24 protein-coding genes and 1 pseudogene are annotated in these 21,829 nt (G+C 68.8%); 15 read left to right on the top strand and 10 right to left on the bottom strand.

Translation table 11 applies throughout. From position 1 onward, the window contains the following. Positions 1-55: 55 nt before the first annotated feature. On the bottom strand, positions 56-1,126 hold the full coding sequence (locus QFZ29_RS15005) for a LacI family DNA-binding transcriptional regulator (protein ID WP_306894846.1): 1,071 nt from the start codon (positions 1,124-1,126) through the stop codon (positions 56-58). A gap of 189 nt (positions 1,127-1,315) precedes the next feature. Here QFZ29_RS15005 and QFZ29_RS15000 point away from each other — a divergent pair, with 189 nt between their 5' ends. The 5 genes from QFZ29_RS15000 to QFZ29_RS14980 all read left to right on the top strand — a co-directional run bounded on the left by QFZ29_RS15000 (position 1,316) and on the right by QFZ29_RS14980 (position 6,080). After that, positions 1,316-2,158, top strand: coding sequence for an ABC transporter substrate-binding protein (locus QFZ29_RS15000; RefSeq protein WP_306894845.1), 843 nt, complete (start codon positions 1,316-1,318; stop codon positions 2,156-2,158). A gap of 110 nt (positions 2,159-2,268) precedes the next feature. Then, a complete protein-coding gene (locus tag QFZ29_RS14995) occupies positions 2,269-3,057 on the top strand; it encodes an amino acid ABC transporter permease (protein WP_306894844.1) in 789 nt (262 codons plus the stop codon). Next, entirely contained in the window at positions 3,054-3,824 is a 771-nt protein-coding gene (locus QFZ29_RS14990; protein WP_306894843.1) for an amino acid ABC transporter ATP-binding protein, read from the top strand. The genes QFZ29_RS14995 and QFZ29_RS14990 overlap by 4 nt, the downstream gene beginning before the upstream one ends. Beyond that, positions 3,821-4,876, top strand: coding sequence for a Gfo/Idh/MocA family protein (locus QFZ29_RS14985; RefSeq protein ID WP_306894842.1), 1,056 nt, complete (start codon positions 3,821-3,823; stop codon positions 4,874-4,876). Before QFZ29_RS14990 ends, QFZ29_RS14985 begins: the two co-directional genes overlap by 4 nt. Before the next feature lie 58 nt (positions 4,877-4,934). Then, on the top strand, positions 4,935-6,080 hold the full coding sequence (locus QFZ29_RS14980; RefSeq protein ID WP_306894841.1) for an NAD(P)/FAD-dependent oxidoreductase: 1,146 nt from the start codon (positions 4,935-4,937) through the stop codon (positions 6,078-6,080). Here QFZ29_RS14980 and QFZ29_RS14975 read toward each other — a convergent pair. From QFZ29_RS14975 to QFZ29_RS14945, 7 genes and pseudogenes are all read right to left on the bottom strand, one after another. After that, a complete protein-coding gene (locus QFZ29_RS14975) occupies positions 6,064-6,921 on the bottom strand; it encodes a PfkB family carbohydrate kinase (protein WP_306894840.1) in 858 nt (285 codons plus the stop codon). The two genes, QFZ29_RS14980 and QFZ29_RS14975, sit on opposite strands and share 17 nt — an antisense overlap. Before the next feature lie 17 nt (positions 6,922-6,938). Beyond that, on the bottom strand, positions 6,939-7,952 hold the full coding sequence (locus tag QFZ29_RS14970) for an SIS domain-containing protein (protein ID WP_306894839.1): 1,014 nt from the start codon (positions 7,950-7,952) through the stop codon (positions 6,939-6,941). Positions 7,953-8,037: 85 nt separating this feature from the next. Beyond that, positions 8,038-8,934: a sugar phosphate isomerase/epimerase family protein gene (locus QFZ29_RS14965; RefSeq protein ID WP_306894838.1), complete on the bottom strand. Its 897-nt coding sequence runs from the start codon at positions 8,932-8,934 to the stop codon at positions 8,038-8,040. Beyond that, a complete protein-coding gene (locus QFZ29_RS14960) occupies positions 8,931-9,767 on the bottom strand; it encodes a carbohydrate ABC transporter permease (protein WP_306894837.1) in 837 nt (278 codons plus the stop codon). The genes QFZ29_RS14965 and QFZ29_RS14960 overlap by 4 nt, the downstream gene beginning before the upstream one ends. After that, the gene (locus QFZ29_RS14955; RefSeq protein ID WP_306894836.1) at positions 9,761-10,729 is read right to left on the bottom strand and encodes a carbohydrate ABC transporter permease; all 969 of its coding nucleotides are present in this window, start codon (positions 10,727-10,729) and stop codon (positions 9,761-9,763) included. Before QFZ29_RS14955 ends, QFZ29_RS14960 begins: the two co-directional genes overlap by 7 nt. Continuing rightward, positions 10,707-11,417: an extracellular solute-binding protein gene (locus QFZ29_RS14950; RefSeq protein WP_306894835.1), complete on the bottom strand. Its 711-nt coding sequence runs from the start codon at positions 11,415-11,417 to the stop codon at positions 10,707-10,709. The genes QFZ29_RS14955 and QFZ29_RS14950 overlap by 23 nt, the downstream gene beginning before the upstream one ends. Before the next feature lie 10 nt (positions 11,418-11,427). Then, a pseudogene (locus QFZ29_RS14945) lies at positions 11,428-12,027 on the bottom strand (ABC transporter substrate-binding protein); the annotation flags it as partial. A gap of 236 nt (positions 12,028-12,263) precedes the next feature. On the opposite strand from QFZ29_RS14945, the gene QFZ29_RS14940 reads away from it, so the two are divergent. From QFZ29_RS14940 to arr, 9 genes are all read left to right on the top strand, one after another. Then, a complete protein-coding gene (locus tag QFZ29_RS14940) occupies positions 12,264-13,265 on the top strand; it encodes an SIS domain-containing protein (RefSeq protein ID WP_306894834.1) in 1,002 nt (333 codons plus the stop codon). 77 nt (positions 13,266-13,342) lie between these two features. Further along, a complete protein-coding gene (locus tag QFZ29_RS14935) occupies positions 13,343-14,233 on the top strand; it encodes a PfkB family carbohydrate kinase (protein ID WP_306894833.1) in 891 nt (296 codons plus the stop codon). A 35-nt stretch (positions 14,234-14,268) separates the two neighbouring features. Continuing rightward, the gene (locus tag QFZ29_RS14930) at positions 14,269-15,375 is read left to right on the top strand and encodes a LacI family DNA-binding transcriptional regulator (protein ID WP_306894832.1); all 1,107 of its coding nucleotides are present in this window, start codon (positions 14,269-14,271) and stop codon (positions 15,373-15,375) included. 24 nt (positions 15,376-15,399) lie between these two features. Further along, the gene (locus tag QFZ29_RS14925; RefSeq protein ID WP_306894831.1) at positions 15,400-16,362 is read left to right on the top strand and encodes an aldo/keto reductase; all 963 of its coding nucleotides are present in this window, start codon (positions 15,400-15,402) and stop codon (positions 16,360-16,362) included. 124 nt (positions 16,363-16,486) lie between these two features. Then, positions 16,487-17,026 carry an OmpL47-type beta-barrel domain-containing protein gene (locus QFZ29_RS14920; protein WP_306894830.1) on the top strand — a complete coding sequence of 180 codons (540 nt, stop codon included), beginning with the start codon at positions 16,487-16,489 and terminating at the stop codon, positions 17,024-17,026. Positions 17,027-17,041: 15 nt separating this feature from the next. Next, positions 17,042-17,380 carry an ArsR/SmtB family transcription factor gene (locus tag QFZ29_RS14915; RefSeq protein WP_306894829.1) on the top strand — a complete coding sequence of 113 codons (339 nt, stop codon included), beginning with the start codon at positions 17,042-17,044 and terminating at the stop codon, positions 17,378-17,380. A 1-nt stretch (position 17,381) separates the two neighbouring features. Further along, the gene (locus QFZ29_RS14910; RefSeq protein WP_306894828.1) at positions 17,382-18,029 is read left to right on the top strand and encodes a dihydrofolate reductase family protein; all 648 of its coding nucleotides are present in this window, start codon (positions 17,382-17,384) and stop codon (positions 18,027-18,029) included. Between the two features lie 9 nt (positions 18,030-18,038). Continuing rightward, positions 18,039-18,500 (top strand): SRPBCC domain-containing protein, encoded by a 462-nt coding sequence (locus QFZ29_RS14905; protein WP_306894827.1) that lies wholly within the window; start codon positions 18,039-18,041, stop codon positions 18,498-18,500. Positions 18,501-18,626: 126 nt separating this feature from the next. Beyond that, on the top strand, positions 18,627-19,037 hold the full coding sequence (gene arr / locus QFZ29_RS14900; protein WP_306894826.1) for an NAD(+)--rifampin ADP-ribosyltransferase: 411 nt from the start codon (positions 18,627-18,629) through the stop codon (positions 19,035-19,037). Between the two features lie 11 nt (positions 19,038-19,048). Here the strand turns inward: arr and QFZ29_RS14895 are convergent, their stop codons facing one another. Next, entirely contained in the window at positions 19,049-19,276 is a 228-nt protein-coding gene (locus QFZ29_RS14895) for an RNA-binding S4 domain-containing protein (protein ID WP_214869935.1), read from the bottom strand. A gap of 66 nt (positions 19,277-19,342) precedes the next feature. Further along, the gene (locus QFZ29_RS14890) at positions 19,343-20,368 is read right to left on the bottom strand and encodes a LacI family DNA-binding transcriptional regulator (RefSeq protein ID WP_306894825.1); all 1,026 of its coding nucleotides are present in this window, start codon (positions 20,366-20,368) and stop codon (positions 19,343-19,345) included. A gap of 167 nt (positions 20,369-20,535) precedes the next feature. Here QFZ29_RS14890 and QFZ29_RS14885 point away from each other — a divergent pair, with 167 nt between their 5' ends. Further along, positions 20,536-21,828 carry an ABC transporter substrate-binding protein gene (locus QFZ29_RS14885; protein WP_306894824.1) on the top strand — a complete coding sequence of 431 codons (1,293 nt, stop codon included), beginning with the start codon at positions 20,536-20,538 and terminating at the stop codon, positions 21,826-21,828. The last annotated feature ends 1 nt before the right edge of the window (position 21,829 follow it).

Here is a 21,829-nt window from a genome sequence, read left to right as displayed (position 1 = left end):
GCCCCGCCGCCCAGGCAGGGCGGGCTTCGCCGTGCCGGCGCCCGGCGCTACGCGATCATCGGACCGGCGGGCGCGGCGGTGCGATCGACTCTCGTTCGATGAGTCGCTGTGGCAGCACCGTCGTCTCGGCGGGGCCGCCGTGGCCGGCCATCCGGCGCACGAGCAGTCGCGCAGCCTCGGCGCCGATCTCGTGGATCGGCTGCGACATCACGGTGATCGCGGGCGCCGAGAGGCTCGTCCAGTCGGCGTCGTCGAACGCCACGAGCGACACGTCGTGGGGGATCACGAGCCCCAGGTCGCGAATGGTGCGGAACGCCGCCTGGGCCACGAGGCTGTCGGATGCCACGATCGCGGTGGCGCCATCGCCGAGCAGTTCGCGAACGATGGTGTCGACGCCATCGCGGCGCGCGTTCAGACGCACGAATCGCTCGGGCTCCGGCACTCCGGCCTCCTGAAGCGACGCGACGAAGCCCGCGACGCGATCGCCGACCGAGCTCGAGGCCAGGCGGTCGCCGGCCCGGTACTCGGCGGGATGGCCGATCGTCGAGACGAACGCGATGCGCCGATGCCCGGCTGCGAGCAGCAGCTCGGCGAGCCGGCTCGCGCCCGCGCGGTTGTCGGCCACGACGGTGTCGACGTCGACGCCCTCGGCTGCACGGTCGAAGAGCACGAGCGGCCGGCCCGTCGCGATCGCCGATTGCAGGCTCTGCGTGTCGACGGATGACGCGGGCGCGACGATGAGCCCGTCGACGCGTTTCGCGAGCAGCACCGCGATCGCGCTGTCTTCGGCGTCGACCTCCTCGTCGGAGTTCGACAGCAGGAGGTCGAACCCGGCGGCCTTCGCGACATCCGACACTCCCCTCGTCGCCTGCGCGAAGAACGGGTTCTCGATGTCGCCGACGACGATGCCGATCGTGTGCGACTTGCCCGTGCTCATCGTCTTGGCCAGGGCATTCGGCCGATAGCCGAGCTGCTCGGCCGCCGCGAGCACGCGATCGCGCACGGCGTCGCTCACGGCGCCGTAGTCGCCGAGCGCTCGCGCGGCGGTGGCCTTCGAGACCTTGGCGGCCGCCGCGACATCGCTCACGGTGGTCTCGCGGCGGCCGTTCGCCGAATCTGATGCCATCGATGCTCCAGGAAGAAAAGTGTTGACGGATGTCTCGAGCGCGGAGTACTGTCCCAGAAACGCATTGAGACCGGTCTCAATCTACGACATTGAGACCGGTCTCAACAAGAGCTCGAGGCTTTCCCGCTTCGGCGCCTCGCGTTTCCCGCATCACCCACTGCATCGAACCCCCACAGAACAGGAACTCCCGTGACGCAACGTACGCACCACCGTCGCTCGGCGATCGTCGCGCTCGCCGCGGCGGCCGCCCTCGCCCTCTCCGCCTGCGCCGGCGGCGGATCGGCCGCCGAGACCGAAGACAATCCCTACAACCTGATCACCCCCGGCCAGATCCGGGTCGCGAGTCTCGGCGACGCGAAGCCCTACACCTTCACCGACGAGTCGGGAGAGTTCACCGGCTTCGACGTCGAGCTCTTCACGGATGTCGCGAGCCGCATCGGCGTCGACGACGTCGTTTTCACCGGCCAGGACTTCTCTGGCCTCCTCGCCGCTGTGGCGAACGGCCAGTTCGACGTCGGCGTCGCCGCCATCGGCATCACCGACGAGCGCAAGCAGACCGTCGACTTCTCGGAGGGCTACCTCGCGGGGTACCTCACCGTGATGGCACATCCCGACGCGGGCATCGCCGACGAGGCCGGCCTCGCCGGCAAGCGCCTCGGCGTCGTGCAGGGCACCCTGCAGGAGGCCTACGCGGTGAAGCACTTCACCGAGACCGAGCTCGTTCGCTTCCCCGACAACAACGCCGCGATCTCGGCGGTAAACAGCGGCAGCATCGACGCGCACTTCCTCGACTACGAAGCCGCCAAGGAGTACGGCGAGCAGTACGGGCTCGTGAACGCGCTCGACATCCCCTCGTTCGACGCACCGGCCGGGTTCGCGATCGCGAAGGGCAACACCGAGTTCCAGCAGGCGCTCAACGAGGCGCTCGCCGCCGCGATGGAGGACGGCACCTGGAAGGAGCTCTACGAGAAGTGGTTCCCGGGCTCGCCGATGCCCGAGCAGTACCTGCCGTCGGCGGAGCAGACCGAATAGCTCACCGCGAGCACTCCGGTGCGGGTCGTGCAGAGCATCTGCGCACAGCAGCACTCGCGTACAGCGTCGCGTGACCCGCACCGGATCATCCCCCACCACCGGAGCACACCATGGACTGGCTCGACAACATCATCAAGACCTTCTTCGACTTCGACGCGATGTGGCAGGTCTTCCCGCAGTTGCTCGGCGTCGGGCTCGTGAACACCCTCGTGATCTCGATCTGGGCGACCGTCATCGGCGTCGTGCTCGGAATGATCGTGGCGATCATGGGCATCTCGACCTCGCGCTGGCTGCGGGTGCCGGCGCGCATCTACACCGACGTCTTCAGGGGCCTGCCCGCGATCCTCACGATCCTCCTCATCGGGCAGGGCTTCGCCAGGTTCAGCCAGCAGGTCTTCGGCCCCTCGCCGTATCCGCTCGGCATCCTCGCCCTCAGCCTCATCGCGAGCGCCTACATCGGCGAGATCTTCCGGGCGGGCATCCAGAGCGTCGACCGCGGCCAGCTCGAGGCGTGCCGCGCCCTCGGCATGAGTTACGGCAAGGCGATGCGCCTCGTCGTCGTGCCGCAGGGCATCCGGCGGGTGCTCCCGGCGCTCGTGAACCAGTTCATCGCGATCGTGAAGGACTCGAGCCTCGTGTACTTCCTCGGCCTCCTCGTCTCGGAGCGCGAGCTGTTCCGGGTCGGACAGGACGCCGCGGTGCTCACCGGCAACCTGTCGCCGCTCGTGATGGCGGGCCTCTTCTACCTCGTCATCACCGTGCCGCTCACCCACCTCGTGAACTTCTTCGACGATCGGTTCCGCACCGGCCGGCGGAAGGCCGCGCCGCCGAAGAGCGGCCTCGACGAGGTCGAGGAGATCACCCCCGTCCAGCCCCTCACCTACGGGAGCAACACATGACCTCCACCTCGCCAGTGCCCGTCGCAGACGGCCACCTCTACGAGGGCTCGAGCCTCGAGCTCGTCGACCTCTCGATGGCCTACGGCGACATCGATGTGCTCACCGACGTGAGCCTCGCGGTGGCGCCCGGCACGACGACGTGCATCATCGGGCCGTCGGGCTCGGGCAAGTCGACCCTCCTGCGGGGCGTGAACCGCCTGCACGAACCGAAGAGCGGCGACGTGCTGCTCGCCGGCCGGAGCGTGCTCACCCAGAAGCCCGACTCGGTGCGCCGTCGCATCGGGCTCGTCTTCCAGCACTTCAACCTCTTCCCCGACCACAGCGCCGAGCAGAACGTCGCGCTCGCCTTACGGAACGTGAAGGGACTCTCGCGTGCCGAGGCCAACCGCATCGCGAACGAGCGGCTCGCCGAGGTCGGTCTCGGCGACCGCACCGACCACCGGCCCCGCGATCTCTCGGGCGGCCAGCAGCAGAGGGTCGCGATCGCCCGCGCTCTCGCGATGGAGCCCGAGGTCATGCTCTTCGACGAGGCCACGAGCGCGCTCGACCCTGAACTCGTGAAGGGCGTGCTGAACCTCATGGCGAGCCTCGCCCAGCGCGGCATGACGATGCTCGTCGTCACCCACGAGATGGGCTTCGCGCGGAAGGTCGCCGACCAGGTCGTGTTCATGGATGAGGGCCGCGTCGTCGAGGCGGGCACTCCGGAAGACCTGTTCGACCGCCCGAAGAGTCCGCGCCTGCAGCGCTTCCTCTCGGAGGTGCTGTGAGCGGCGCGCGGATGTCGCCCGCGGCGCCGATCCGCACGGCCGTCATCGGCTTCGGCACCTCGGGCCGCATCTTCCACGCGCCGTTCCTCGCCGCGAACCCCGAGTTCTCGCTCGACGTCATCGTCACGAGCGACGAGCGCCGCCGAGCGGATGCCGCGGCCGAGCATCCGTCGGCCGCCGTCGTCGCATCGCTCGACGACGTGCTCGACCGCCGCGACGTGCTCGACCTCGTCGTCATCGGCTCGCCGCCCGCGACGCACGCGACGATCGCCGCGGCCGCCCTCGACGCCGGACTCGCCGTGGTCGTCGACAAGCCGTTCGCGACGACCGCGGCTGAAGGCGCGGCCCTCGTCGAGCGGGCTCGCCGCCTCGGCGTGCCGCTCACCGTGTTCCAGAACCGCCGGTGGGACGGCGACTTCCGCACCGTCCGGCGGCTCATCGGGTCCGGCCGGCTCGGCGAGGTGCGCCGGTTCGAGTCGCGGTTCGAGTGGTGGAAGCCCCAGCCGCCCGCCTCGTGGAAGACCGCGACGCCGGTCGCCGACGGTGGAGGCATCCTCTTCGACCTCGGCACTCACCTCATCGACCAGGCCGTGCAGCTCTTCGGCGAGGTCGCCGAACTGCACGCCGAGGTGCGCTCGAGGAGAGCGGATGCCGCGGCCGACGATGATGTCTTCCTCGCGTTGGAGCACGCCTCGGGCGTTACCTCCCACCTCTGGATGAGCTCGGTCGCCCCGGCGTTCGGGCCTCGGCTCCACGTGCTCGGCTCCGAAGCCGGGTTCACGAGCTGGGGCCTCGACGGCCAGGAGCCGGCCTTGCTCGCGGGCGCGCGGCCGACCGATCCCGGATTCGGCGAGACGCCCGAGGAACGGTGGGGCGTCGTCGGGGCGGCTGACGACGTTCACCCCGAGCCGATGGAGCGCGGCGACTACGCGGGCTTCTACGGCGGGCTCGCCGACGCCCTGTTGCGCGGAGCACCGATGCCCGTCGATCCGGCCGACGCGGTCGGCGTACTCGAGCACATCGAGGCCGCGCACGGCTCCGGTCGCCGCTGACCCGCACCACCTCCGGGCCCGAGCGCGCCCGGTCGAATCACGAAAGAGAAGGAACACCATGACCAGCCCACTCCCCAGCCACGTCGCCGTCGTCGGAGGCGGCATCTTCGGAGCGTCGACCGCCGCCCAGCTCGCGCGCCGCGGCGTGCGCGTGACGCTCGTGACCGACGCTGCGCTCGGCAGCGGCGCCTCGGGGCGCTCGCTCGCGTGGCTCAACTCCGCGGGTCAGCGCTCAGCGGAGTACCATGCCCTGCGACTCGCCGGGATCGATCGGTACCGCACCTGGTCGGCCCGCGTGCCGGGCAGCAGTGACTACCTCCGTTTCACGGGCGGTCTCACGTGGGCGCCCGAGGGTGAGTCGTTCGCCGACGTCTTCGCCTACGAGCGCTCGATCGGCTACGACGCCCGGTGGCTCTCGGCCGGCGAGATCGCGGCCGTGACGCCGGGCGTCAATCCGGCCTCGGTCGCCGCCGAGGGCGCGATCTTCAACCCGGGCGAGGGCTGGGTCGACCTGCCGTCAGTGATCGCGGTGCTCATCGCTGAACTCACTCGGCGAGGCGGAACGATCATCGAGAACGCCGGCGACGCGCAGCCCGTCGTCGAGGACGACCGCGTGATCGGCGTCCGCACGGAGTCAGGTGAACGCATCGTCGCCGACGCCGTCGTGCTCGCCACCGGCCCCGACGTGCCCGACCACCTCGCCAGGCTCGGCGTGACCATCGGCACCCAGAGTCCGGTGGCGTTCGTGGCCTTCACGAAGCCCGTCGACACCGAGCTCGTCGCCGTGCTGAACACTCCGCTCGTCGCGGTGCGCCGCACCGTCGGCGGCGGACTCGCTCTCGACTCGGCCTGGTCGGAAGAGGAGATCGAGATCGCGGATGACGGTGCGATCGTGGTTCACGACGCGACACTCGATCGCCTGCTCGAGCAGGGCTCGCGCGTGCTCGCCGGCAACCCGACGCTCGAGCTCGACCATGTCGGCGCGGGATTCAAGCCGATCCCGGCCGACGGCGAGCCCGTGATCGGCGCGATCGAGGAGATCGGCGGACTCTACGCCGCGTTCAGCCACAGCGGGGCGACGCTCGGCCTCATCACAGGCGAACTGCTCGCCGAGGAGATCGCAACAGGCGTCGCGTCACCGTTGCTCGCGACGTTCCGCTCTGCGCGGTTCACGCGCGAGCACGAGCTCACCGCGACGCCGTGACGAGGGCGTGCGGCCACCCGCCCCGGTGGCCGCACGCGGCCGCGGCCCAGCGGGCCCCCTGATTCAGGGCAGCAGGCTGGTCGAGCCCGTTGACACGGGCGTCGATGTAGCCGGCGATGAAGGCGTCGCCCGCTCCGGTGGTATCGACGACCTCGACGGGCACAGCCGGCTGCTCGAACCACGCGGAGCCGTCGGTGGCGATCGCCCCGGCCGCCCCACGAGTGACGACCGCGGTGGCCGCGCCGCCGGCGAGGGCGGAGAGCGCCCAGGTGCGGGCGTCGCCGTGTTCGCCGACCGAGCCGAACGCGACATCCAGTCCCGTGAAGCCCTGCGTGACGGCGCAATCCTGGCTCACGGCGGGCCCGAGGCCGCCGCCGAGCCCGGGACCGGCAGCGCGCCCGGCACCGCGGCGGGCCGCGAGCCGCTCGCGCAGCTCATCCGCCCGCGGCAGCATGCCGACGTGCACCCAGCGAGCGCCGGCGAGCAGCTCGAGGTGCTCCTCGCTCGGGAAGTAGTCGGCGGTCACGCCGAACTCCTCGCTCTCGAACACCCGCTCCCCCGCGTCGACCCGGATCGTCGTGACCGCCGTCGCACCCCGCGCCGTGACGAGGCCGACCGCATCGACGCCCGCGCGGTGCAGGCCGCGGGCGATCGCTCGAGCGTTGCCGTCTTCGCCGACGGCGCCGAAGTAGGCGACGTCGCGTCCGCGACCCGCGAGCTGCGCGGCCACGTTGTAGGCGTTGCCGCCAACGTAGCGATCGCGCTCGTCGCCGACGTAGCGGTCGATCGTGTTGTCGCCGACGGCAGCCACGACGAACGGCGCGCGAGGAGCACGCGGCATCCGACGCATCCGCTCGCTCAGTACTGCAACTGCCGGTAGTACCGGCGGGTGGTGAGCGGGTGATCGCGCAGCACCTCGAGGTGGGCGCTCACGCGCTCGAGCGCCGTCGCGAGCAGCGCCGGCGCGAGGAGGGCCCGTACCTCGGGCGTGAAGCCGAGCAGCTCGAAGTCGGCGGTGTCGATGACTATGAGCGAGTCGGTGACGCGCGGCACGAACGCCTCGACGCGCTCGACGAGCGCGCGGCCCGCGTCTTCACCCTTGAGCGCGATGACGCTCACGCCGGGTTCGAGCAGCTCGAGGGTGCCGTGGAAGAAGTCCGATGCGTGCACCGGGCGGGTGCGGATCCACTGCATCTCCTCGAGGATGCACATGCCGTAGTAGAACGCCTCGGGCCAGCTCGCGCCCGCACCGGTGATGACGTGGAAGTCGGATGCCGCGATCACCCGCGCGAGCTCGGCGGCCCGTTCCTCGAAGCCGCGCTTCACGCCGAGCAGCGCATCGGGCAGTGCCTGCAGCTGTTCGAGCACGGCGTCGTAGTCGGGGAACTCGCCCCGCGCGCGCATGATCGAGAGGGCGACGAGCAGCGACTGCACCGAGAAGGTCTCGCTCGACGTGTCGTCGGCCGCGAACGTCGTGAGGTTGAGGTCGGCCGCCTCGGCGAGCGGAGTGTCGGGATGACCGGTCAGGGTGAGCACGGTCGCGCCGCGCTCCTGCGCGTACTCGAGCACGCGGATGCTCTCCGCCGTCGTGCCCGAGAGCGACGGGATCACCACGATCGAACCGGCACCGAGGTGCACCGACCCCGTCTCGACGAGCTCGGCGGGCATCTCGTGGAACGTCGGGAACGTCGACCGGGTCTGCAGGAGGCGCACGGCGGGCTGCATGAGGATGCCGGCGCCGCCCGAGCCGAGGAAGAAGACGTTCGTCGCGCCCGCGGCGAGACGCTCGGAGATGAAGGCGTCGATGGGCTCGGCGAGCGCGACGGCGCCCGCCTGGATGCGAAGAAATCGCTCGTCGTCGAAGTTCAGCATGGTGGTCCTTTCAGGGTGCGGATGGTGCGGAGGTGCGGGTGGTGCGGAGGCACGAGTGGTGCGAAGGTGCGAGCGGCGTGGGTGGTCACGCGGCCACGAGCGCGCGCTCGACGGCGGCGAAGCACCGCTCGAGCGCGGCGTGCGGATCGAACGCGTACGACCCGTCGCCGAAGAGCTCGAAGGTCATGAACCCGGCATAGCCGTGGCGGCCGAGCGCCTCGAGGTACTCGGCGAGCGGCAGTTCGCCGTCGCCCCAGGCGAGGTGCCCGTTGGGCTTGCCGTCGATGAGGTGCACGTGGCGGATCCGGTCGCCGAGGGCCGCGAAGTAGTCGTCGACGGTCTCGCCGGCGGTGGCCATCGCCACGGTGTCGAGCGCCGCCCCGAGGTTGGGCGCCGCGATGTCGTCGAGCATCCTCGCCAGGGCGGCCGAGTCGTTGACGAGGTTCGACTCCACGCGCTGCAGCGGCTCGAGCACACACTCGACGCCGAGCGTCGACGCGTAGCCCGCGATCTCGCCGATGGCGTCGACCGAACGCCGCCACGCGGCATCCGTCGCCTCGTTCTCGAAACCACGCCCCGGCGTGAGGAACAGCAGCGGCGCTTCGAGCTCGACGCACAGCTCGGCGGCGTGCCGGAACATCGCGATGCTCGATTCGCGCAGCCACGGCGACGGGGAGGCGACGTTCACGGGGTAGATCACCTGCTCGGGCGTGAGGCAGTGCACGGCGAGGCCGCGCGCGGCGATGCGGCGACGGATGCCCCGTGCCTCGCCGGTGCTCAACTGCGGGATGTGCAGTTGCGGGGCGATGCCCCACAGCTCGACGCGCTCGCGGCCGAGTTCGACCATGTCGTCGAGGAACCGTTCGAACGGCAAGTGCTGGTACGAGAAGTTCGAGCCGGTGATCTGGTCGAGCGAGATGCCCATCGCGTTGCCTTCCGAGTTGCCTTCCGATTGCGGTGAGGGGATGCGGATGCCGCTCACTTGCCGATCCCGTCGGCGAGTCCCTTGATGAAGTAGCGCTGGCTCACGAAGAAGAGGATCACCACAGGCAGGGCGGCGATCACCATGCCGGCGAACACGACGGGGTAGTCGGTGCCGTGCTTGCTCATGAGGCTCGTGAGCCCGACCGGCAGGGTCTGCATCTCGGTGCCGCTCGTGAACACCATCGCGAAGAGGTACTCGTTCCACGCGAAGAGGATGTGCAGCACGATCGTCGAGATGATGATCGGCCGGCACATCGGCAGGATGATGCGCCAGAACGCCGTCCATCGGCTCGCGCCGTCGACCTCGGCCGCCTCGTCGATCTCGCGCGGCAGGTCGATCATGTACGCCCGGATGAGGAACGTCGTGAACGGGATGCGGAATGCCGTGTAGAGGATGAGCAGCGCCCAGAACGTGTTGTAGAGGCCCATCGACTGGAACATCTTCACGAGCGGAACGAGCGCCACCGTCGGTGCGAGCATGAGTCCGCCGAGGATGAGCGTGGCCGCCGTGCGGCTGAACGGGATGTTCACGCGCGTGAGCCCGTAGGCCGCCCACGCGCTGATGAACACGGTGGCGATCGTGGAGGTCACCGTCACCAGGATGCTCGTCGTGAGGTAGTTGCTCACGCCGCGATTCCACGCCGCCGTGTAGTTCTGCCAGTCGAGCTGCAGGGGCAGCGCGAACGGGTTGCCGAAGAGCTCGGTGTTGGTCTTGAAGCCGTTCAGCACCATCCACGCGAGCGGGTAGACGACGACCACGACGAGGCAGAGCAGGAACGTCCACATGAACACCCGGGTGATGAGCCCGGCGAAGGTGAGTCTCGTCACCATTCCACCCTTCTGCGACGGTTGATCCACAACTGCACGAGGGCGATCGCGAGCGTGACGACGAAGATGACCGTGGCGATCGCGGCGGCGTAGCCGAAGTCGTTGCGAACGAAGCCGTTGCGGTAGAGCCACGTGCCGAGCACCTGGGTCGAGTTGTTCGGCCCGCCCGACGTCATGACCATGACCTCGTTGAAGACCTGGAACGCGCCCGAGATCGTGACGATGATCATGAGGCCCGTCATCTCCCGCACGAGCGGCAGCGTGATCGTGAAGAAGCGGCGAATCGCGCCGATGCCGTCGATGGAGGCGGCCTCGTAGAGCTCCGAGGGGATGCGCTGGATCGCCACCGCGAAGAGCAGCGTCGAGTAGCCGAACCCCTGCCACTGGCTCATCGCGATCACGGCGACCATGGCCGTGCTCTCTTGCCCGAGCCACGGCTGCGCCCACGAGCCCAGCCCGATGCCGTCGAGCACGTGGTTGAGCAGGCCGAGGTTCGGCTCGTAGATGAAGTAGAAGAGGAGCCCTGCCACGGTGAGCGAGATCGCCGAGGGGATGAAGTACACGGCTCGGAGACCGCGCCGCCACGCGTCGCTGCGGATGCTCTCGATGATCGCGGCGAGCACGATCGCGCCGAACACCTGGAACCCGAGCGAGATGACCGCGTAGAGCAGGTTGTTGCCGAGCGCCGACCAGAAGATCGGGTCGCCGACGAGTTTCACGTAATTATCGAGTCCGATGAACTCCTGGCTGCCGCTGTAGATGTCCCACTCGATCGTGCTGAACCCGAGGTTCTGCACGAGCGGCAGGTAGACGAAGACCGCGAGCATCACGACGGCCGGCAGGATCCAGGCGAGGCCGAGCAGGCGACGGATGCCGGGACGCTTTGGCGTGCGCGGGGGCTGGGCGCCGGTGGCCTGTGCCGCCGGCGCCCGCTCCACGGTCTTACTCGGCTGCGTCAGAAGCATTCCGCACGCTCTCGAGCACCTCTTCGGGAGTGGAGCCCCCGCTGATCAGGGCCTCACCGCCGGCGAGCCAGGCATCGGCCACTTCGGGAACCGTGACCGTGTCGAGCCAGATGATGATCTCGGATGCCTCGTTCACCTTCGTGATGCCCTCGTACACGGCGACGCTCGACGTCTCGGGCGTGACCGCCCCGACGATCGTGCTCGGTTGTCCATACGGCGGCGCCGACAGCGTTGCGGCATTCTCCGGCGTCGTGGCGAACTTCATGAAGTCCACCGCGAGCGCGGCTCGCGGCGACTTCGCGTTGATGAGGTATCCCTCGGGCGATCCCTCGATCGCGCCGGGCTCACCCTTGCCGCCGTCGGGGACCGGAAGGGCGAAGATGCCGAAGTTCTCGGGCGTGAGGGCGTTGCCCTCGGCGGTGACGGTGTCGAACTCGAGGATCTCCTGGTAGTACATCGCGGCCCGGCCGCCGGCGAGCGCCTCTTGCGCCGTCGTGTAGAGCACGCCGTTCGTGCCGCTGCCGGTGTCGGTGCACTCGTCGACGAGGGTCTTGAACTGCTCGAGCGACGCGACGTAGCCCGGGTCGTCGAGCGTCGCGGTGTCGGGGGGAGAAATCGTCGTGCAGCACGTCGCTCGGCACGTTGTAGGCGAAGAGCTGCTGCAGGTAGTGCAGCGCAGGCCAGCCATCCTTGTTGCCGAAGGCGATGGGCTCGTAGCCGGCGGCGCGGATCGGCGCGCAGCTCTCGATGAGCTCCTCGAAGGTCGTGGGCACCTCGATGCCGACCTCCTCGAAGATCGTCGTGTTGTAACCCATGAATTTGCCGTTGTTGTAGAGCGGGATTCCGTAGTACTTGCCGTCGACCTCGAATGCGCTGAGGGATGCCTCGCCGAACGTGTCGCCCCACTCGGTGCCCGGTGCGACGACCTCGGTGAGGTCGGCTGCGAGCCCGCCGTCGATGAAGTTCTCGGCCCAGTTGCCGGTCCATGTGAAGTAGATGTCGGGGAGGGCGCCCGAGGCGGTGAGCGTCTTCGTCTTGTCCTTGACGCTCTGGTCGGTCTCCTGGATGAGCTCGATCGTGACGTCGGGGTGCTGCTCCTCGTACTCGGCGGCGAGCGTCTCGAAGTACGGACCGAGCGGGTCGCCGCCGAACTTCGTGAGGATGCTGAGCGTGCCCGAGAACTCGGGGTCGGCCGAGACATCGGCGGCGGTCGCGGTCGGGCCTCCGGCGCAGCCGCTCAGCGCGAGCGCCGATGCCGCCGCCAGCGCGGTGAGTGCAGTGACTTTCTGTGCGTGCATGGGTCTTCCTTCAACTCGGAGAGAGGGGGGCCGGACCATGCCGGAGGAGGTGGGCTCCGGCGATCCGCCGTTGGATCTCTGTGACACGTACTGCGTGGTGGTGCCCGACTCTACACACAATCTGATACCGGTACCAGTGTTGATTCTCCCGATTCGATATGCCAGCATGGGCCCGACCTGATACCGGTACCAGTTGAACAACACACGCCGGTTCATCCGCTTCGAAAGGACCACCGATGCTCGGCTTCGACGAGTTGACCTTCCGCAACCAGACGGCGAGCGCCATCGCGCTCCGGCCCCAGATCGAGGAGCTCGTCGACCGCCTGCACGCCGACGGCTTCGACAACCTCTTCCTCATCGGCGCGGGCGGCACGTATGCGGCGATGTGGCCCTACGAGCACCTCGCCCGCCGCGGCTCCACGCTGCCCGTGCGCAGCGTCATCGCCGCCGAGCTCATCGAGTCGGGCGACGCGAGCCTCGGCGCGAACTCGGTCGCGATCTTCACGTCGGTGTCGGGCACGACCGACGACAGCCTCCGCGCGATCGAGTACTGCAAGGCCCGCGGCGCCACGACCGTCGCATTCACCGGCTACCCCGAGTCGCCGATCGCCCAGGCCGTCGACCTCGCGCTCGTGTCCGAGCCGAAGACCTGGCCGTTCGACATGCAGATGCTGCTGTTCATGACCCGGTTACTCTCGGTGCGCGGCGAGTTCGATGGCTACGAGAAGTTCGCCGACGAGTTCGCGGCCATTCCCGAGCTGCTCGTCGAGGTCGCCGGCCAGGCCGAGCCCGCGGCATCCGACTTCGCCGAGGCCCACGCCGACACCGACTACCACTTCCTCGTCGGCGGCGGAAACCTCTGGGGCTTCACCTACCTCTACTCGATGTGCATCCTCGAGGAGATGCAGTGGCTGCGCACCACGCGCGTGCACAGCGCCGAGTTCTTCCACGGATCGCTCGAGCTCATCGAGCCCGATACGAGCGTCATCATCTTCCAGGGCGAAGACGAGACCCGCCCCCTCACCGACCGTGTCGAGCGGTTCGCGAAGAAGGTCTCGAACAAGGTGACCGTGTTCGACACGAAGCACTACCCGCTCGAGGGCATCAGCCCCGAGTTCCGCGGGCTCCTCGCCCCGCTCGTGCTCGACACCGTGATGGGCCGGGTCAGCAAGCACCTCGAGCGGGTGCGCAACCACTCGCTCGACCTGCGGCGGTACTACCGCGTCGTCGAGTACTGATCCGGTTCCACGGATGACTCGTGCCGGCCGCAATGGGGGGCGGCACGAGGCATCCGCTTCATCTTCAGGAGACAGCCATGCGCGTGCTCGGCTTCGGCGACAACATCGTCGATCGGTTCCTCGACCGGGGCCTCGACTACCCCGGCGGCAATTGCGTGAACGTCGCGGTCTTCGCGCGACAGCTCGGCGCAGAGGCCGCCTACCTCGGCGTGTTCGGCGAGGATGCCGCAGGGCATTCGCTGCACGAGGCGATCGCGGCAGAGGGGGTGGATGTCTCGCACAGCGTGTTCCGCGAGGGCGAGAGCGGCATCTCCACCCTGCGGGTCGAGCACGGCGAACGCACCTTCCTCGGCTGGAACGGCGGCGGCGTCACGGTGCGGAATCCGCTCGAGCTCGACGCGCGGCTGCTCGAGTTCGCCGGCGGCTTCGACCTCGTGCACTCGAGCGTGTACTCGCGCAGTGAGGGCGAGCTGCCGAAGCTCGCGGCGACGGGGTCCCTCGTCTCCTTCGACCTCTCGAGCGAAGACGAGTTCCGCACGCCCGGGTACCTCGACCGCATCTGCCCGCACGCCGACCTCGTGCTGCTCTCGTGCTCGCACCTCGACGGCGAAGAGACACGGGCGCTGCTCGCCGACGCGATCGCGCGCGGGGCATCCGTCGCCCTCGCGACCAGGGGCACGGATGGCGCGATCGTGACCGACGGCACCGTGACGGTCGAGGCGAGCGCGCATCTCGTCGACGACTCCACGACGATCGTCGACACGATGGGCTGCGGCGACGCGTTCCTCACCGGGTTCGTCGTCTCGCTGCTCGCGGCCGGCTGGAGCCGTGCTGCGCCGCCGTCTCGCGACCAGCTCGCGTCGGCTCTCTGGGCCGGAGCGGATGCCGCGCACGCGCAGTGCTTCGTCGAGGGCGCGTTCGGCCGGGCCCGCCCGTCGGGCGAACCCGTCGCCGCTAGCATGTGGTGAGTCGAGGCGCACGGGTGAAAGGTCGGCACGGCGGTATGGCTGCTGAACGCGAGCGGGCCTCGAGCCCACCCACCATCTCCGAGGTCGCTGCGGCGGCGGGAGTCGGTCGGGCGACCGCGGCGCGCACCCTCGGCGGCTACGGCTACGTGAGTCCCGAGCTGCGCGAGCGGGTGCTCGCCGCAGCTGAAGAGCTCGGCTACCGGGCGAACGCCCTCGCGCGCAGCATGTCGACCGGCGTGAGCCACACCCTCGGCGTCATCGTGGCCGACATCGGCAACCCGTTCTTCGCCGGCGTCGTGCGGGGCATCTCCGACACCTCGCGCGAGCGCGGCTTCGACACGATCGTGCTCAGCACGCACGAAGACCTCGGCGAGGAGATCGCCGCGATGAACGTGCTCATCGACAAGCGTGTCGACGGCGTCATCGTCGCTTCTGCAGCGGTCGAACGCGGCGACATCGCGCACATCACCGCTGCCATCGAACACGGCATCCCCGTCGTGCTCGTCGACCGCGACGTCTCGCACCTCGATCTCGACGCCGTGGTGATCGACAACCGGGCCGCCGCTCGCGAGGCCGTCGACATCCTGATCCGCGCGGGGCACACGCGCATCGGGTTCGTGTGGGGCCCGTCGACGAACGAGCGGCCGGCGACGCGCCGGGAACTCCTCGCCGCCGCGGCCAAGAACCTCTGGACCGACGCCGAGCGGCTTCGCGGCTACCTCGACGCGCTCGACGACGCGGGCATCCCCTTCGACCCCGACCTCGTGATGGTGGGCGACAAGACCGAGATGCGAGCGGTCGACGAGGTCTCGCGCATGCTCGCGCTGCCCGATCGCGTCACGGCCGTGTTCTGCACCGAGACCGACGCGATGACCGGGTCGCTCCGCGCGGTGCGCGCGGCCGGGCTGGCGTATCCCGCGGATGTCTCGCTCATCGGCTTCGACGACAGCTCGTGGGCCGCGGTCATGGATCCGCCCCTCACGATGATCGAGCAGCCCATGCACGAGCTCGGGGAGCAGGCCGCCGAGACGCTGCTCGCGCTCATCGACGGCGAGACGACGACGCGCTCACTGCACACGCTCGAGACGAGGCTCGTGTCCCGTGCCTCGGTGACGTCGCCGTCTGCCTCGGTGGTCGAGTAGCGCACCGATCGATAGGGTCGACGCATGACCAAGCAGCCGGCACGACCTGGTGACGACGAGTGGATTCGCGAGTACGGGAGCACCGGCATCCGCGTGTCTGCGCTCTGTCTCGGCACGTCGAGCTGGGTTCGCGCGGGAGAAGACGAGCCCACCGCGCTCCGGCGCATCGCCGACCTCGCGGTGGCGACGGCGGAGAGCCCGATCAACTTCGTCGACACGTCGAACATCTACGGGGGCGGCGTGAGTGAGCAGCTCATCGGCGACCTGTTCCGGAACGAGATCTGGGATGACTCGATCGTGCTCCAGACGAAAGTCGACCGCGACGTGCCGACCGGTGACTTCAGCGGCGAGCAGATGTGGCGGAGCCTCGAGCAGTCCCTCGAGCGACTCGGCGTCGACCGGGTTCCCGTGCTCTTCATCCACGATCCCGAGAACACCACCTTCGAGGCGGCGACCGAGGATGGCGGGCCCGTCGAAGCGCTCGTCGAGATGAAGCGGCAGGGTCTCGCCGAGAACATCGGCGTGTCGGGCGGGCCGGCCGACCTCATGCTGCAATTCGTGGAGACGGGCGTCTTCGACACGCTCATCAACCACAACCGGATGACGCTGCTCGATCGCTCGGCCGACCAGCTCTACGACGAGGCGGCCCGCCGTGGCATGGGCATCACGAACGCGGCGCCGTATGGAGCGGGCATCCTCACCGACGACCCTCGGTTCGCCCATTCCTATGCCTACGGACCCGCGGCTCCCGAGGTGATCCGAAGCGCGGATCGCATGCGCGAGATCTGCCGCGAGGCCGGCATCCCGCTGGCCGCGGCGGCGCTGCAGTACAGCATGCGCGACGAGCGGATCCACTCCACCGTCGTGGGCATCTCCGACGTCGAGCGCCTGCACGCCACCCTCGAACTCGTCGACGTGCACATCACCGAGGAGACGTGGGCGGCGCTCGCCGCAGAGCGACCGCCGCTCGAGGTGTGGCAGGGCTGACGCCGGCGACACCGACGTCCGATACGCCGAGCGCGTCGCTGCGATGTGGGCGGTCGCGCCGCCCAGTTTCGCTCATTCCGAAAAATCCGAAAAGGATTGCGGTCGCATCGCGAGCGCCGATACGGTGCTCGTCGTCGGCGTGCCGTCGGAGCCGGGCGGCAATCCCGTCGACCTCCGCTTCGCCGCGACCGACGCGCACTCCGGCGTCCTGAGCACGGAGGTGCGGGTCGACGAGGGGGCCTGGACCGAGGTGGGCTCCGAGCCCGTGCGGATCGCCGACGTCGGAAGGACCACGGTGTCGTATCGATCGACGGATGCCGCGGGCAACGTCGAGGACGCCCGCGAGGTGGTCGTCGAGATCACCGAGCCGGAACCGCCGACGATCGAGCTCGGCAGCGGCAAGGTCGCTGCGGGGGGATCGCTCGGGGTGACGGGCACGGGCTTCGTTCCGGGGGAGGCGGTGCGCGTGGGCTGGCCTCAGGCGGCGTCGTGCTCGGCACGCTGCTGGCCGATGCCGAGGGTCGCGTCGAGGGCGTCGCGACCGGATAGTCGATCGCCCGGCGGGCCACTCGGGCGCTGCGTTTGGCGACGAATACTTCACGTTGCATCCCAGGCGCGTAAGCCAACCGCGTACCGGCGCCGGTTGACGCGCCGCCTCGCATAAGGAATAGTTAGGCATATGCCTAACTATTCCGCAGAGCTTGACGCGGTGCTTCGCGCTCTCGCGGATCCCACTCGGCGGATGGTCGTTGAGCGGCTCGCGAAGTCCCCGGCGGTGGTGTCTGATCTCTTGGCCCCGTTCTCGATGACGTTGCCGTCCCTGCTTCAGCACTTGCGGGTCCTCGAGGACGCGAGAGTGGTCACCTCGAACAAGCAGGGACGCGTCCGCACCGTGAGCCTGCGACCGGGCGCGCTTGACGTCCTCCATCTCTGGCTCGGCGAGCAACGAACATCCGCCGAACGCCAGGCAGACCGCCTCGGCATCCACCTGACCCGCGCAACCACCAAGGAGACCTAGCATGACCAGAGTTCGCATCGACCTGTTCTCATCGCTCGATGGATACACCGCCGCCCCCGATCCCTCGGCCGACAATCCGATGGGGGAGGATTGGGGACCGCTCACCGCGGCATACGCGGCTACGCGCACATTCCGACAGAAGGTATTCGGCCACACGAGCGGCGCGGGAACGACCGGCGTCGATGATTCGTACGCAGCGGCGTTCTTCACAGGCGTGGGCGCCGAGATCATGGGCGCAGCCATGTTCGGTCTGCACACGTATCCCGACGACCCCGACTGGAAGGGGTGGTGGGGTGACAAGCCGCCGTTCGGCTGCCCGGTCTACGTGCTCACTCACTCCGCACCCCTCCCGTCGATCGCGATGGACGGCGGCACGACCTTCCATTTCCGCAGCGGCGCGATCGAGGATGTACTCGCGGAGGCCACCACCGCTGCCGGCGGACTCGACGTCCGGGTCGGGGGCGGGGTGCGCACTGCGCGCAATTTCCTGCGTGCCGACGTCGTCGACGACCTGCACGTCGCGATCGCACCGATCGTGCTCGCCCGGGGCAACCGCGTGTGGGACGACCTTCGAGGCCTTGAGCACACGCACCATGTGACGACGGAGGTCGCCGAGAGCGGCACGATCCACGTCAACTTCACTCGATAGGACGCACCGATGACGATCGAGCACCGACTCGCGCACGCCGGGTTCACCCTCACACGCGACTATCGCGTACCTGTCGAGAAGGTCTGGCAGGCGTTCGCCGACGAGGAGCAGAAGCGCAGCTGGTTCGGCGACGGTGAGACCTTCGAGTCCCGCGAGTGGGCGTTCGACTTCCGCGTCGGCGGACGCGACGTCGACGAGGCGAAGTTCCACGGTGGACCGCTGTCACGGTACGAGGCCGTCTACACCGACATCGTCGAGCACGTCCGCATCGTCACGACCTACGACATGTGGCTGGACGGCATCCATATGTCGACATCGGTGGCATCCTTCGAGTTCGAGCAGATCCCCGAGGGCACCCGGCTCACGCATGCCGAACATGGTGTCTTCTTCGACAAGTTCTGGACGGACGGCCCCAACCGCGAAGAAGGCATGCGAGGCCTCCTCGAAGCCCTCGGCAGCCGCCTCGGCTAGCAGCACTGCACGCCAGTGCGCCTGCGGGCGTACGCAGTCGGATCCCTCAGCGCAACGAGGTATTTTCGGCAGACCCGGTTCGGTGCCCGCTGTGCTTTACGGATGTCGCCCGCCTAGGCTGTCGCCGTGAGCCAAGCGCTGGACGATGGGCCGTTCTTTCACGGCACGAAAGCCGATCTCCGGATCGGTGATCTTCTTACTGCGGGCTTCCGGTCGAACTATCGTCCCGAAGTCGTGATGAACCACATCTATTTCACCGCTCTTCCCGACGGTGCCGGACTTGCTGCGGAACTCGCGGCCGGTGACGGTGCCCCGCGCGTCTATGCCGTCGAGCCGACCGGACCGTTTGAGGACGACCCGAACGTGACCGACAAGAAGTTCCCCGGCAACCCCACCCGCTCATACCGCAGCAGTGCGCCACTCAGGATCGTTGGCGAAAACACTGATTGGACGCGACTGACTCCTGAGGCGCTACAGGCGTGGAGAGAACGGCTGGCAGCGCTCCACGCCGACGAGCGAGGCGAGATCATCAACTAACAGGACCGGCCTCACGGGCAGACACGGACCCTGCGTCCATCGAAGCTGACGATGTCGCCGAGCTGCAGCTGCCGTCCGCGTCGGCGATCAACCTCGCCGTTCACGGCCACATAGCCATTGATGATGGCCTCTTTCACGTTTCCACCGGAGTCGAGGAGCCCAGCGAACTTCAGGAACTGCCCGAGGCGAATGACCTCACCGCCGATCGGGACGTCGTCGATCGGAGCCGGGTTCGTCATCCCCGAATGTTAGTCGATCAGGTGCCGGCCCCTCAGCCGGTCCTCACCAGGACGCCAGCTCAGAAGTCAGCGACGCGCGATGGTCGACCCGCGGATGACGAGCCGCACGGGCAGGTACTCGGTGCCCGAGCGCTGCTCGTCGTCGAGCGCGGTGAAGACGCGCTTGGCGGCGACGCGGCCGAGCTGCTGGAGGTTGGCGTCGATGCTCGTCAGCTCGGGACGGGAGTTGGTCGCGAGGATCTCCCAATTGTCGTAGCCGATGACGGCGACGTCTTCAGGCACCCGCCGTCCGAGATCGCGCAGCGTGTCGAGCACTCCCCGGGCGATCTGGTCGGAGCCGCACACGATGCCGTCGACCTCGGGATGCTGCGCGAGCAGCATCGCCGCGGCATCCCGCCCCCAGTGCTCCGACCACACCGAGAACATCGCATCGCCCACGAGCTCGAGGCCGGCGGCCTGCAGCCCATCGCGCACGCCGAGCAGGCGGTCGCGGGCGGCCGCGTAGGCGGGGTCGCCGCTGATGTGGGCGATGCGGCTCCGCCCGCACGAGATGAGGTGCTCGACCGCGAGCCGTCCGCCGGCGCGGTTGTCTGGAGTGATCGAGAGGTCGTTCGGGTCGTCGGATGGTGCGTATGCGTAGACGACCGGCACAGGCAGCGTTCCGACTGACGGGCGCGGGTCGGTCTGACGGCCCACGACGATGATGCCGTCGACGCGGCGGTTGAGCAGCGCCTTCAAGTGGTGCTGCTCGCGGATCGCGTCGCCTCGCGCATCGCATAGGAACACGTTCACCTGCCCGGCCCCGAACGCGTCTTCGGCGCCCATCAGGATCGGGATGACGAACCGGCCCTCGAGGTCGCTCGTGAGCAGGCCCACGGTGCCGGTGCGCCCGGCGAGAAGGCTGCGAGCGAGCTGGTTGGGGGTGAACGACAGCTGCTCGGCCGCCTCGAGCACGCGCCGGCGCGTCGCGGGGGCGACCTCGTCGCGGCCGTTGATCGCCTTCGACGCCGTTGCGATCGAGACGCCCGCCAGCTGGGCGACATCGCTGAGCGTCGACGTGCGGCCGGAACTGGAACTCTCAGTGCGCACCATCGCGACCCCCTTCCGTGACGTAAACGGTACCGGATCCCGCTCTTGACGCGGCCCGAATCCCAAGGGTAACGTACCGAAAAGCATTTCGGTATTTTCGAACCCGAGACCGGATGCCGATGCACCGGGTTGTCCTGCAGCCCGCTCAATGACGAGTCAGAGGAGAAACCATGAGCAGCACCACACGTCGCCTGCGCGGCATCGCCGGCGCCCTCATCGCGGGCGCGATGCTGGTCGGCGCGTCCGCGTGTGCGAGCGCGGAGCCGACGGGCACCGCCCTTGCCGACGCCGGACCCGAGGGCGTCGACGACGGCAGCACCCTCACGCTCTGGACCCGCGCCCCGCTCGAGAAGCAGGCGAAGCTCCTCGTCGAGGCGTACAACGACAGCCACGAGAACCAGGTGGAGCTCACCGTCGTGCCGAACGACGACTACGTCGCGAAGGTCGGCGCAGCAGCTGGCTCAGGGGGCCTCCCCGATCTCTTCGCCGCTGACATCGTCTACGTGCCGAACTGGGTCGAGCAGGGCCTCTTCCAGGACATCTCGGCGCAGATCGACGGCCTCGACTTCAAGGACGAGATCAACGCGGGCCACCTGTCGGCCGGAACCCTCGACGGCAAGGAGCACGTGCTCCCGTTCGTACTCGACCTCTCGATGATGTTCTGGAACAAGGAGCTCTTCGCCGAGGCGGGCCTCGACCCCGAGGTAGCGCCGGCCAACCTGCAGGAGTTCGCGGATGCCGCGAAGGCGATCCAGGCCCTGAACAAGCCCGACACCTACGGCACGGCAACGGGCCTGAACTGCGGCGGATGCCTCGTCTTCACGTGGTTCCCGAGCATGTGGGCCGACGGCGAAGAGGTGCTCTCCGACGACGGCGCCGAGTCGCTGCTCGCGAGCGACCCCGCCAAGGAGATGTACTCCGTCTGGAAGGACCTCTGGGACTCCGGCGCGGTGCTGCCCTCCTCGCAAGACGAAGCGGGCCCCACGTGGACCGCCGGCTTCACCGAGGGCAAGGTCGGACTCATGTTCTACCCGGCGACGCTGCTCTCGTCGACGCCGTTCGACGCCGGAGTGGCCGGCATCCCTGGGCCTGAGGGCGGCGCATCGACGTTCGTCGGTGGCGATGGCCTCGGCATCTCGAAGGACTCCAAGAAGGCCGCGCAGGCGTGGAACTTCCTGAACTGGATGATGTCGGAAGACGCGCAGGTGGGCGTGCTCGCGAAGAACAACGACGTGGTCTCCCGCGCCGACCTCGCGAACAACGAGTTCTCCGAGAAGGACCCGCGCCTCGTCACGATCAGCGAGGTCGCCGGAGCCGGCGACACCCCCGTGGCGATCAACTTCCAGCAGGCGTTCAACGCGCCGAACAGCCCGTGGCTCACGCTCGTGCGCAACGCGGTGCTCGGTGACGGGGCATCCGTCGACGCCGACAACGACGAGATCACCGCGGTGCTCTCGCAGTAGT

Origin of the sequence: Agromyces albus (assembly GCF_030815405.1) — a bacterium.
GTDB classification, from domain to species: domain Bacteria; phylum Actinomycetota; class Actinomycetes; order Actinomycetales; family Microbacteriaceae; genus Agromyces; species Agromyces albus_A.
This window is presented reverse-complemented; position numbering and strand designations above follow the sequence as displayed.

Coding starts and splice junctions, on each gene's coding strand:
- QFZ29_RS15005 (WP_306894846.1), bottom strand. CDS start 1,126: ATGGCATCAGATTCGGCGAACGGCCGCCGCGAGACCACCGTGAGCGAT.
- QFZ29_RS14995 (WP_306894844.1), top strand. CDS start 2,269: ATGGACTGGCTCGACAACATCATCAAGACCTTCTTCGACTTCGACGCG.
- QFZ29_RS14990 (WP_306894843.1), top strand. CDS start 3,054: ATGACCTCCACCTCGCCAGTGCCCGTCGCAGACGGCCACCTCTACGAG.
- QFZ29_RS14980 (WP_306894841.1), top strand. CDS start 4,935: ATGACCAGCCCACTCCCCAGCCACGTCGCCGTCGTCGGAGGCGGCATC.
- QFZ29_RS14975 (WP_306894840.1), bottom strand. CDS start 6,921: ATGCCGCGTGCTCCTCGCGCGCCGTTCGTCGTGGCTGCCGTCGGCGAC.
- QFZ29_RS14970 (WP_306894839.1), bottom strand. CDS start 7,952: ATGCTGAACTTCGACGACGAGCGATTTCTTCGCATCCAGGCGGGCGCC.
- QFZ29_RS14960 (WP_306894837.1), bottom strand. CDS start 9,767: ATGGTGACGAGACTCACCTTCGCCGGGCTCATCACCCGGGTGTTCATG.
- QFZ29_RS14955 (WP_306894836.1), bottom strand. CDS start 10,729: ATGCTTCTGACGCAGCCGAGTAAGACCGTGGAGCGGGCGCCGGCGGCA.
- QFZ29_RS14950 (WP_306894835.1), bottom strand. CDS start 11,417: ATGGCTGGCCTGCGCTGCACTACCTGCAGCAGCTCTTCGCCTACAACG.
- QFZ29_RS14940 (WP_306894834.1), top strand. CDS start 12,264: ATGCTCGGCTTCGACGAGTTGACCTTCCGCAACCAGACGGCGAGCGCC.
- QFZ29_RS14935 (WP_306894833.1), top strand. CDS start 13,343: ATGCGCGTGCTCGGCTTCGGCGACAACATCGTCGATCGGTTCCTCGAC.
- QFZ29_RS14930 (WP_306894832.1), top strand. CDS start 14,269: ATGGCTGCTGAACGCGAGCGGGCCTCGAGCCCACCCACCATCTCCGAG.
- QFZ29_RS14925 (WP_306894831.1), top strand. CDS start 15,400: ATGACCAAGCAGCCGGCACGACCTGGTGACGACGAGTGGATTCGCGAG.
- QFZ29_RS14915 (WP_306894829.1), top strand. CDS start 17,042: ATGCCTAACTATTCCGCAGAGCTTGACGCGGTGCTTCGCGCTCTCGCG.
- QFZ29_RS14910 (WP_306894828.1), top strand. CDS start 17,382: ATGACCAGAGTTCGCATCGACCTGTTCTCATCGCTCGATGGATACACC.
- QFZ29_RS14905 (WP_306894827.1), top strand. CDS start 18,039: ATGACGATCGAGCACCGACTCGCGCACGCCGGGTTCACCCTCACACGC.
- QFZ29_RS14895 (WP_214869935.1), bottom strand. CDS start 19,276: ATGACGAACCCGGCTCCGATCGACGACGTCCCGATCGGCGGTGAGGTC.
- QFZ29_RS14890 (WP_306894825.1), bottom strand. CDS start 20,368: ATGGTGCGCACTGAGAGTTCCAGTTCCGGCCGCACGTCGACGCTCAGC.
- QFZ29_RS14885 (WP_306894824.1), top strand. CDS start 20,536: ATGAGCAGCACCACACGTCGCCTGCGCGGCATCGCCGGCGCCCTCATC.